11 protein-coding genes and 1 pseudogene are annotated in these 9,630 nt (G+C 70.5%); 7 read left to right on the top strand and 5 right to left on the bottom strand.

Annotated elements, in window-relative coordinates; all coding sequences use genetic code 11:
- Positions 1-155: 155 nt before the first annotated feature.
- The gene (locus AB0I04_RS54495; RefSeq protein WP_360904742.1) at positions 156-722 is read right to left on the bottom strand and encodes a helix-turn-helix domain-containing protein; all 567 of its coding nucleotides are present in this window, start codon (positions 720-722) and stop codon (positions 156-158) included.
- A 66-nt stretch (positions 723-788) separates the two neighbouring features.
- Here AB0I04_RS54495 and AB0I04_RS54500 point away from each other — a divergent pair, with 66 nt between their 5' ends.
- The 3 genes from AB0I04_RS54500 to AB0I04_RS54510 all read left to right on the top strand — a co-directional run bounded on the left by AB0I04_RS54500 (position 789) and on the right by AB0I04_RS54510 (position 2,775).
- The gene (locus AB0I04_RS54500) at positions 789-1,634 is read left to right on the top strand and encodes a cupin domain-containing protein (protein ID WP_360904745.1); all 846 of its coding nucleotides are present in this window, start codon (positions 789-791) and stop codon (positions 1,632-1,634) included.
- Positions 1,635-1,750: 116 nt separating this feature from the next.
- The gene (locus tag AB0I04_RS54505; RefSeq protein WP_360904748.1) at positions 1,751-2,320 is read left to right on the top strand and encodes an NAD(P)H-dependent oxidoreductase; all 570 of its coding nucleotides are present in this window, start codon (positions 1,751-1,753) and stop codon (positions 2,318-2,320) included.
- Positions 2,317-2,775: a MarR family transcriptional regulator gene (locus tag AB0I04_RS54510; RefSeq protein WP_360904751.1), complete on the top strand. Its 459-nt coding sequence runs from the start codon at positions 2,317-2,319 to the stop codon at positions 2,773-2,775. Before AB0I04_RS54505 ends, AB0I04_RS54510 begins: the two co-directional genes overlap by 4 nt.
- A 105-nt stretch (positions 2,776-2,880) precedes the next feature.
- Here AB0I04_RS54510 and AB0I04_RS54515 read toward each other — a convergent pair whose 3' ends face one another.
- Together AB0I04_RS54515 and AB0I04_RS54520 are read right to left on the bottom strand one after the other, a co-directional pair.
- Positions 2,881-3,285, bottom strand: coding sequence for a non-reducing end alpha-L-arabinofuranosidase family hydrolase (locus tag AB0I04_RS54515; protein ID WP_360904754.1), 405 nt, complete (start codon positions 3,283-3,285; stop codon positions 2,881-2,883).
- Positions 3,249-3,365 (bottom strand): annotated as a pseudogene (locus tag AB0I04_RS54520) (hypothetical protein); the annotation flags it as partial. The gene AB0I04_RS54515 and the pseudogene AB0I04_RS54520, both read right to left, overlap by 37 nt.
- Here AB0I04_RS54520 and AB0I04_RS54525 point away from each other — a divergent pair.
- A complete protein-coding gene (locus tag AB0I04_RS54525) occupies positions 3,328-3,630 on the top strand; it encodes a hypothetical protein (RefSeq protein ID WP_360904771.1) in 303 nt (100 codons plus the stop codon). The pseudogene AB0I04_RS54520 and the gene AB0I04_RS54525 sit on opposite strands and share 38 nt — an antisense overlap.
- A 111-nt stretch (positions 3,631-3,741) precedes the next feature.
- On the opposite strand, the gene AB0I04_RS54530 is transcribed toward AB0I04_RS54525, so the two are convergent.
- A complete protein-coding gene (locus tag AB0I04_RS54530; protein ID WP_360904757.1) occupies positions 3,742-4,680 on the bottom strand; it encodes a winged helix-turn-helix domain-containing protein in 939 nt (312 codons plus the stop codon).
- Between the two features lie 89 nt (positions 4,681-4,769).
- Here AB0I04_RS54530 and AB0I04_RS54535 point away from each other — a divergent pair, with 89 nt between their 5' ends.
- Together AB0I04_RS54535 and AB0I04_RS54540 are read left to right on the top strand one after the other, a co-directional pair.
- Positions 4,770-5,264, top strand: coding sequence for a hypothetical protein (locus AB0I04_RS54535; protein ID WP_360904760.1), 495 nt, complete (start codon positions 4,770-4,772; stop codon positions 5,262-5,264).
- A 238-nt stretch (positions 5,265-5,502) separates the two neighbouring features.
- Positions 5,503-8,589: a tetratricopeptide repeat protein gene (locus AB0I04_RS54540; RefSeq protein WP_360904762.1), complete on the top strand. Its 3,087-nt coding sequence runs from the start codon at positions 5,503-5,505 to the stop codon at positions 8,587-8,589.
- Between the two features lie 80 nt (positions 8,590-8,669).
- On the opposite strand, the gene AB0I04_RS54545 is transcribed toward AB0I04_RS54540, so the two are convergent.
- On the bottom strand, positions 8,670-8,987 hold the full coding sequence (locus AB0I04_RS54545; RefSeq protein ID WP_360904765.1) for a hypothetical protein: 318 nt from the start codon (positions 8,985-8,987) through the stop codon (positions 8,670-8,672).
- Between the two features lie 377 nt (positions 8,988-9,364).
- On the opposite strand from AB0I04_RS54545, the gene AB0I04_RS54550 reads away from it, so the two are divergent.
- On the top strand, positions 9,365-9,630 hold a 266-nt coding region (locus tag AB0I04_RS54550; RefSeq protein WP_360904768.1), incomplete at its 3' end, for a helix-turn-helix domain-containing protein.

A 9,630-nucleotide genomic window follows, 5' to 3' on the forward strand; every position in this document is an offset into this window, starting at 1 on the left:
TTGGACCCAGCCAGCCGTCGACGGCCGCCGCGAGCCGGATGCAGCCGGACGGTAGCGAAACGGCCCTTCACCAGTGTCACCGCTGGTGAAGGGCCATTTTCTCGTCTCATTACTGGCGACCGCTCGTAAGACCACCCAGGACGACACCCGGAGGGTCACGGGCGAGGCTGGAGGCCGTCGAGGGCGATGTCGATGAAGCGGTGCCAGTCGCCGACGACGTTGCGGCTGATCGCGGCGACCGCACCGGCGATCATGTAGAGGTCGGCGACCTTGACGTCGGCGCGCAGCGTTCCGTCCGACCGGCCGCGTTCGAGTATCTCCTCGCCGATGGCGAGGAGGTCGGCGCCGACCTGGCCACGCGGTTCGGTGTCGCCGAGGGCGGCCTCGATGGCGCCGGACACCCCGCGGCCCTCTTCGTGTACCCGGCCGATGCGGGCGAAGAAGCAGGCCAGGGCCTGGCGCGTGTCGGGGCGCGCCAGGCATTCCTCGCGTGCGTACCGCAGGATCTCGGTGAAGCGCTGCTCGGCCACCGCCTCGATGAGCACCTGGCGTGTCGGGAAGTGCCGGTAGACGGTGCCGACGCCCACGCCCGCGGCTTTGGCCACGTCCGCCATCTGCACCTGATCGCCGTGCTGGGCGAACAGTTCGGTGGCGGCGTGCAGCACACGGCCACGGTTGCGTTCGGCGTCGGTGCGGGGCCTGCGGGGCGCGGCGTTTGACATCCGGGAGGTTCCCTTACCTAGACTAAGCGGAATCGGATTCCGAATCCGTATATCGGAGGATAGCTCATGTCCGAAGACCGCTTCATCCTGCTCGACGCCGGCGCGTCCCGGCCCACCCGCGTCTCGCTTCCGCCGGGGACGACCGTCAAGGCGGGCGTCGACGACGCCGAGGGCCGCTTCACCCTGGTGGAGTACCGCGGCCACGACGGCCTCCCGGATGACATCTCCGACACGTTCGTCTACGTGCTCGACGGCGAACTGGGCGTCGACTTCGACGGCGAGACGCACCGGCTCACCGAGGGCATGTGCGCGTTCCTGCCCAGCGGCGTCACTCACGCCATGCGCAGCCTGTCCGACACACCCGTGCACGCGCTACACCTGTCCTCGCCGGGCACCTGGGGGCGGGATCCGGAGGACGCCGAGGCCCTGCATGCCCTGTCGGCCGAGGACGGCAAGAGCCGCTTCTACCTCCTGGGCAAGGGCGACGTACGGCCCGGCCGGCTGCGGGTGCCGCCCGCGTTCGCTTCCAAGGTCCGCTCGACCGACACCGATGACCGGCTGTCGCTGCTGGAGATGGTGGTCGCCCAGCAGATCCCACGCCATGTCCACCACCTGGCGGACGAGAGCATCTACGTCCTCGACGGCGAACTGGTCGTCGAGTTCGTCGACCGGACGTACCGGGCCACGCCGGGGCAGTTCGTGCTGCTGCCGCACGGCGTTCCGCACGCCCTGCGTCCCGGTTCCGGTCGGCCGCCGCGGGTGCTCCAGATCTCCTCGCCCGGCGGCTGGGAGTGCTTCATCGAGGACCTGATCGAGGCCAGGCGGCACATCACCACCGGCGGGGAGCTCGATGCGCGCAGCCTGAACCCCATCGCCGCCAAGTACGGCATCACGTACGAAGAGCGGCCCTGACGCCGTCGACCGGCGCCGGCGCGTCCACGCCGTCACGGAGGACCAACCGTGAATCGCACGCCGCCGGCGCCGACGCCATTCGCCAAACTACATACCCGGCTATATGATTCCCGGCTATGGAAACCATCGACGTGTTCGGCATCTGTGGGAGTGCGCGAGCGGGGTCCTTGAACCGGGCGCTGCTGCTGGCCGCACAAGAACTGGCGGACGCCCCGCTTCAGGTGGAGGTATGGGACGGCAACGCGGAGGTTCCCCGCGTCGACGCGACCATGGGGCGTCCGTTCCCGCCGGTCGTCGCGACCTTGCGAGACCGGGTCGCGGCGGCCGATGTGCTGCTGCTGGTGACGCCGGAACTGAACCGCGGCATTCCCGGCAACATGAAGGACGTCGTCGACTGGCTGGGGATTCTCGCACCGCCTCGCCCGCTGGCCGGCAAGCCCGTCGTGCTGATGAGCGCCTCACCGAACCGCTTCGGCGGCGCGTTCGCCCAGTTGCAGCTCGCCGACCTGCTCCGGCGGTCCGGCGCCGAGATCCTGTCCGACCTCGACGTCGCGGTCGGCTACGCCCACCGTCACGTCGACGACCACGGTGTCCTGGTGGGCGAGGACCCGCGACGCGACATCTCCGCACTGTGGCAGCGCGTGCTCGCCCGAGTCCAAGGCGATCGGCAGGTCGTGCCGGCATGACCACCGGGCGTCAGATCGCCGCCGACAACGGACCGGTCGGTTACGCGCTCGCCCACGCCACCCGGGCGCACCGTTCGGTGCTGCAACGCCGGATGGCGCAACTCGGCCTGCACCTGGGCCAGGAGCTCCTCATCGTCGACATCCACCACAACCCCGACACCACCCAGGCCGAACTCGTCCAGCGGATCGGCCTCGAACAGCCCACCATCGCCAAGGCGCTCACCCGGATGGAACGGACCGGGTTCATCCGGCGCACCGCCGATCCCGGCGACCGCCGCGTGACACGCCTGCGACTGACCGAAAGCGGCGAGGCCGTCGTGGCCGCCGTGACCGCCGCATGGGCGGAGACAGAGGCCCAGGCCACCGCCGGGCTCACCGACACCGAGGCCCAGCAGCTCATCCGCCTGCTCACCACCGTCCATGACACCCTCGAACAGCCCACACAGTCTCGCTGACCGGGCGCCGCCGAACTGCGGCGCCGGAATGTCACGCCCCGCCCGGCCGAATCGACGCGGGCGGGGCGTCCTTCCAGGTCGGTCAGCAGGTGGAGTTGGTCTGGGTCAGGCCGCAGGGAAGGTGACGTTGCTCGCGCGGGCGAACGGGTTGGACTCGGAGGCGGCCAGCGACGTCCACGAGCCGGCGATGCTGTTCGAGGTCCAGGACCGGAAGTAGCGGCGGCCGTCCGATCCGATCGCCTCGACGATCAGCAGGTACTGGTCACTCCCCTGCACCTTGTACACGTTGCTCGCCTCGAACAGGGCGTACTTGTTGGAATCCTGGGCCGCGATGACCGTGTTGGTGAACCCGTTCGGGAACTGCGCGACGGTGGCGCCCGGTAGCCGGTGCCGATCCCGGTTCGGTCCAGGTAGTAGTGCGTGGCCGAACCCGCCTGGGACCAGTCGCTGAAGCTCAGGTACACCAGGCTGTAGCCGGAGGAGTTCGCGACGCTGGCGAACACGTGCCACTTGCCGTTGTAGTAGACCACCGACGGGTCCTTGATCCCGGCGATGTTGTGGGACGCGTCCGACTTCGGGGCGATCAGCACGCCGCTGGAGCTCCATCGGAAGCTCGTCGGCAGCGCCGCGGCCGAGCGCGGCACGGTGGCGGACGGCTTCCCGGCGGCCCGCGCGGAGCCGGGTGCGAGCGTGACGACCATGGCCGCCAGGACGGCGGCCAGCACCGGCACCGCGCTGCGGAGCCGACGGGGTCGGATGCGACGATTCATGACTTCCTACCTCTCAATGGTGAGCCCCGTCCGGCATCTCGAACGCCACGCGAAATCGCGGATGCGAACTCAGGCAGGAGTCTGAGAGGCGGGATGGTGATGTCAAGCTCGCGGCCCTGGGCGTTCACGGCGGTGCTGGCCACAGCGAGGGAAGGCCCGTCACGAGGTTCACGGATTTTCATTCCGCGTTTCACCGTCAGAGGGTGAAGCCCCTCCGGAGCAGCCGCAGCCCCAGCGGGGTGGCGACGTGGCGGACCGCCTTGCCCGCCCGCCGGGTGGCGACGAGGCCCGCTCCCCGCAGGGTCTTGGCGTGCGTCGAGGCCGAGGCGACGCTGATGCCCAGTGTGAGGGCGAGTTCGCTGGTGGTCCGATACTCGACGAGCATCGACAGGACCGCCGCGCGCGTCCGGCCCAGGAGCGCGGCCAGTGCGTCCGGCGGTTCGGTGTCGACGAGGGGCACCGGCGTGAGCGCGGGGTAGACGAGCAGCATCGAGCCGTCCGTGTGGGTGCCGATCAGCGGCCGGCCGGTCCAGAACACCGACGGCATCAGCGTTAGGCCGCGTCCCCGCGGCGCGTGTTCGCTGTCCTCCGGGACGTCGACCACGAGGTCGGTGCCCTCCCAGCGCGACCCCGGGTACAGCCCGGCGAGCGCGGCGCCGATCCCCTGCTCGGCGGTGACCGCCCGCCGCCACGCGAGGTCGGCGTCGTAGCTCGCCCGGATCCGCGTCTCATCCCGGCCGATGACGGCTCCGTACGCGTCGCGCAGCGCGTGCTCCAGCGTCCGCCAGGCGTCGCGGTCGCGGTCGGCCAGACGCCGTGGCAGCGGCGTCGGGCGGCAGGTGCGGACGAGTTCGGCCCGCGCGTGATCGTGCGGCGTCGACAGCACCATGTCGAGGCCGTCCTCGAAACCCTCACTGACCGGGTCGACGAAGAGCGGGCCGGTGGCGCTCGGCGGGATCAGCTCGAACAGCGGGAACGCCGTGCGGGGCAGTTGCGTACGGCGGGCCCAGCGCGCGAAGACGGCGTCGTGGCGTTGGAGCGTGGCGAGCGCCATGCCGAGCTCCAGGAGCGGGGCCGGTCCGGTGGCGTAGCGCACCCGCAGCAGATCGTCGGCGGTGAACCGCAAGCGCAACAATGCCTCCACCTTTCAGCGTCGGCCGAAACCATGGAGCCCCGGTGCGGGCCGCGCGGACGATGCGCGAAAGCCCTACCGAAAGGCCGGTTATGAAGAAGGTATCCATCATCGCCGCGATCGCGGGTACGACCGTTGTCCTGGGCGCCACGGCCGCCCGGGCGAGCGACTGGCAGCCGTACCGGGCCCAGCCGTTCACCACCTCCGGAGTCTGCCCGTTCACCGTCCACGGCGACATCGTCCAGGACGAGGAGGAGGTCCGTACCGACGCGACCTTCCCGGACGGCACGCCGCGGATCCAGGAGTTCCGCGGGCCCCTTGTGATCCGCTTCACCAACACCGCGACCGGCCGGTCGGTCGTACGCAACGTGTCCGGCTACGGCCGCCTCCACAAGTTCGCGGACGGCGGATCCGCGTGGTTCTTCGACGGCGGAGCCAGCGTCCGCGTGTACGTCGGCAACAAGGCCTACCCCGCCGGCTGGTACATCGTGCACGGCAGGTTCCGGCTCACGATCGCACCCGACAACACGCGGGACTTCCCCCACCTCCACGCCGACGTCGAGAACCTCTGCAAGACCCTCGCCTGATCGCGGAACCGCACCGTGGCCGTCCGCATACGACGGCCACGGTTCCAAGCCGCGGGCTTCCAGCTTCCGGCACATCGCCAGGCACGGCGGGACGCTCACAGAGTCGAATCGCCACGCGAGCCCATCGTGGCGTCATCCGGCACGAAGGGCTTCGATGACGACTTCCGTCTTCGTCACGATCGGGATCGCATTTGACATCGTGCGGGAATCGGTCGCGGATTCCAGAACTCTGAATAGAGTGGAGCGATCGGCGGTCATGTCGTACGTGTCGATCACGATGGGAGTGACGAACGTGCGCGGGGAGTTCGGGGGCGGGGACGAGGAGCCGGCCGATGTCGTGGTGCTCGGCCCGGTGGGCATCGAGCGTGCCGGAACACTGGTACGGCCGTCGTCGGGAGTATCGCGGGCACTGCTCGGAGCGCTCGCGCTCAGCGGGACGTCGGGCCTGTCGGCCTCGGCGCTGTCCGAGACGGTCTGGGGTGAGCGTGGGACCTCCGGATCGCTGCTGGGAGTCGCGGTGTACCGGTTGCGCCGATGGCTCGCCGACGTGGCCGGAACGGCCGTAACGGTACGGCGGACGACCATGGGGTACGCGCTGGAGGTCGTGCGCGGGGACGTGGACGTGGCGGTGTTCCGCAGGCTGACGGCCGAGGCCGCGACCGTGGACGCGCCGGGCCGACTCGACGCTCTGGAGCGGGGCCTCGACCTGTGGCGCGGCGACGCGCTGGAGGACGTCTCACCGGACAGCGTCGACCACGCCGCCGTGGCCCGGCTGCTGAGGGAGCGGGCCGCCGCGACAGTGGAGTACGCGCGGGTGGCGCTCGAGGCCGGAGCGCCGCGCCGGGCTCTCGACCGGATCGGCCCGCTGATCGAGCGACATCGGCTGGACGAGCGTCTTCTCGCCGTCTGGATCGAGGCACTGGCCTGCTGTGGACGGCAGGCCGAGGCCCTGGAGGCGTACGAGGAGGCGCGTGGCCGTCTGCGGGACCAACTCGGTGTCGATCCCGGACCCGAGCTGCGAGACGCCCACGTCCGGGTGCTGCGTCAGGAGATGCCGTCGGCGCCTGCCCCGGAGGCCGTACGTCCCGACCAGGTCCCGGCCGCGATCGGAGATTTCACCGGCCGCGCCGACCATGTGAAACGGATGCTCGACCTGCTGTCGGCGGATCACCGCGCCGTCGTTGTTTCGGCGGTCGCCGGAATGGGCGGGGTCGGCAAGACCACGCTCGCCACCTACGTCGCGCATCACCTGCGGGAGGGGTTCCCCGACGGGCGGCTGTACGTCGATCTGCGCGGTGCGGAGCAGGAGCCGGCCGATCCCGGTGAGGTGCTGGGCCGCTTCCTGCGTGCGCTCGGCGTCGGCCCGGCGGCGATTCCCGAGGGGCTCGGCGAGCGTGCCGCCTTGTACCGCAGCATGGTGGCGGACCGGCGCATGCTGATCGTGCTGGACAACGCCTCCGAAGAGCAGCAGGTGGCTCCGTTGCTGCCAGGCGGCGAGGGGTGCCGGGTGATCGTGACGAGCCGGTCGCGGCTGACCGCGCTGCCGGGCGTGCGGCTCATCGAGCTCGACGTCCTTGACCACGGGCAGGCCGTCGACCTGCTCAGCCGGATCATCGGCGCACCTCGCGTCACCACCGAGCCCGATGCGGTCGAACGCCTCGCCTCGATATGTGGGGGGCTCCCGCTGGCACTGCGGGTGGCGGGCGCCCGGTTGGCCGCCAAGCCGCACTGGCGGATCGCCGACTTCGTCGCCCGGCTGGCGGATCGTCGGCGGTTGGACGAACTGACCCATCGTGGGCTGAGCGTGCGGGCCGCCCTCGACCTCAGTTACGACGGCCTCGATCCCGCCGGCAGGCGGCTGTACCGGCTGCTCGGCCTGCTCGAGGCGCCCGACTTCGCCGGCTGGGTGGCGGCCGCCGTCCTGGACACCTCCCTCTCCGAGGGCACCGAGGTCCTCGAGCAGCTGATCGACGCGCGACTTCTCGACGTGACCGTCCACAGCCCTGGGGACGATGTCCGGTACCACTTCCACGATCTCGTCCGCGACCACGCGCGCGAGCGCTGCCTCGCCGAGGACCCCGTCTCCGAGGGGGAGGCCGCCGTGCTCAGGGCCCTGGGCGGCTGGCTCGCGCTGACCGACCGTGGCGTGCACACCGTGAACGGCGGTGGCAACACGACCACGGTCGGCGACGCGACGCGATTCCCCGTCGATGAGATCGCCGACCGGGTCGTCGAGCGGCCCGCAGAGTGGCTGGAACGCGAGCGGATCGGGCTGACCGCCGCAGTCGGCCATGCCGCACGCCTCGGTGAGGGCGAGCTGTGCTGGGAACTCGCCGTCCGTTCCTCCATCCTGTTCCAGCCCGCACACTATGTGGACGCCTGGCAACAAGTCGTCGACGTCGCCCTGCCGGCCACGCGGACGTCGGGGAACCGGCGCGGAGAGGCGGCCGTGCTCGAGCGGCTCGCCGAGCTCTGCTCCGCGCGCCGCGATTACGACCGCGCACTCGACGCCCTCCGCCAAGCGCTGCGGATCTTCGAGGCGACCGAAGACGCTCACGGGACCGGACGAGTGCTGCGGCAGCTCGCCGTGGTCCACCGGATGACCGGCCGGTTCTCCGAGGCACTGCGCGACGGTGAACGCGCCTGCGCGTTGCTCCAGAAGGTCGGCGACGCCGCCGGCCGGGCGCACGCCCTGATGGTCATCGGCTGCGTCCACCACGAACGCGGCAACGCGGAGACCGCCCTGTCCGTGCTCACCACAGCCCGCGCCGTCGCCCGTGACGCCCGGTACACCAACATCGAGGTCCAGTCCGCCTACTGGATCGGCCAGGCGCTGCTCGCCCTCGGCCGCCACCACGACGCCAGGTCGCTGTTCGAGTACGTCAACGACGCGTCGGCCGCGGCGGGCAGCCGGCTCGGTGACATGTACGCGAACCACGGCCTCGGCTGCGCCTACGCGGCCCTCGGCCGACCCGACGACGCCGAACGATCCCTCAGGACGGCGCTGCGCCGCGCCGAGGAGCGAGACGACCGGTTGATGCGCGCCCGGATCCTCTACCTTCTCGGCGACCTGCGGCATCGCCGCGGGGAGCACCGGCACGCCCGCGGTCTGCTCGAGAAGGCCCTCGAACTCGCCGACGCGGTCTCCGTCCCGCTGTGGAAGGCCAGGTGTCTCCTGCTGCTCGGCGACATCATCGACGCGACCGGCGTGGAGGAGGATGCCGCGCGAGCGTTCCACCGCGAAGGCCTGTCGATCTTTACCGAGCTCGGTGTTCCCCTGCCGCAGGAGATCGTCCAGCGCGAGAACGCAGGTCATGCGGAGTAGCGCCCAGCGGCTATATGGTCCCGGGGACCGACGGCGCCCGTACGGCACTAGCCGACGGCGGGGGCTTCGCGGACGTCGCGTCACCGGCACGCGGCGCCTCGCTTCGGCCCTTGGGTCGGGTACAGATCGTGCAGGAATCCCTTGTGGTCGGTGTGCTCCACCACGTGCATCTCACCGCAGCCGGAGCCGCGGGTGAACTCGTACGAGTAGTAGATGCGCTGCAGGCCGCTCGTCGGCGTGCGGTCGGCGGGCTTCGCCTCGAGGTCGGAAAGCCGGACGTTCGCCGGCGCCCCCGCGGCCGGCGACGTGTGCGAAACAGCGGACGACGCGGCGGCAACCCCGAGCACAGCGGCCATGGCGGCGCTTCCGATCTGTGGTGCGAAGACCAACCTTCTCATCGAGCTCCGCACTCCTTGGTCATCGGCGGAACGCGGATCGAGTCCACATCCGGAACGTATGCGGGCCCGATTACATATCGACTACATGCCGCTTACTCCGGCCATCGGGACAGTCGCCATCCGTGCCTCGTGTCGACGGCTGGGCCGGTAAAGCATCTGTAATCGATTTGAAATCGCTGGTGCCGAATACTGACCGCACTGACCGCCTCAGGGGAGGCGAGTCCGGTCGATCCGGCTGTTGCCGCAGCAGGGACCGAGTCCCGCGCGGGTGCCGGCGCGCCACCGATCGAACCAGCCAGCGGAGCGACCAAGGGGGAGCATTGGATCGCCGACAGATGACGCGTGCCCGCGTAAGCCAGACCCGACAACAGCGCCCATTGCCTACGAATCTCCCCCAAACCACCCGGACCCTGCTGGAGGAGCTCCGCGCCCTGAAGGACCGTTCCGGGTACGACCTCCGCGCCCTGGAGGGGAAGACCTACGCGAGCCGCTCGTCCTGGGGGCGCTGGCTCAGCGGAAAGACGTGGATCCCCTGCACGGCCGTCGACACCATGGCCGAGCTGTGCGGCGGTGACAAGCAGCGCCTCCGGGCCCTGTGGTACCGCGCGGACGACGACCGGCGAATCCCTTCCGTCCCGGAGCC

This window comes from Actinoallomurus sp. NPDC050550, assembly GCF_040655075.1.
Classification (GTDB): Bacteria; Actinomycetota; Actinomycetes; order Streptosporangiales; family Streptosporangiaceae; genus Actinoallomurus.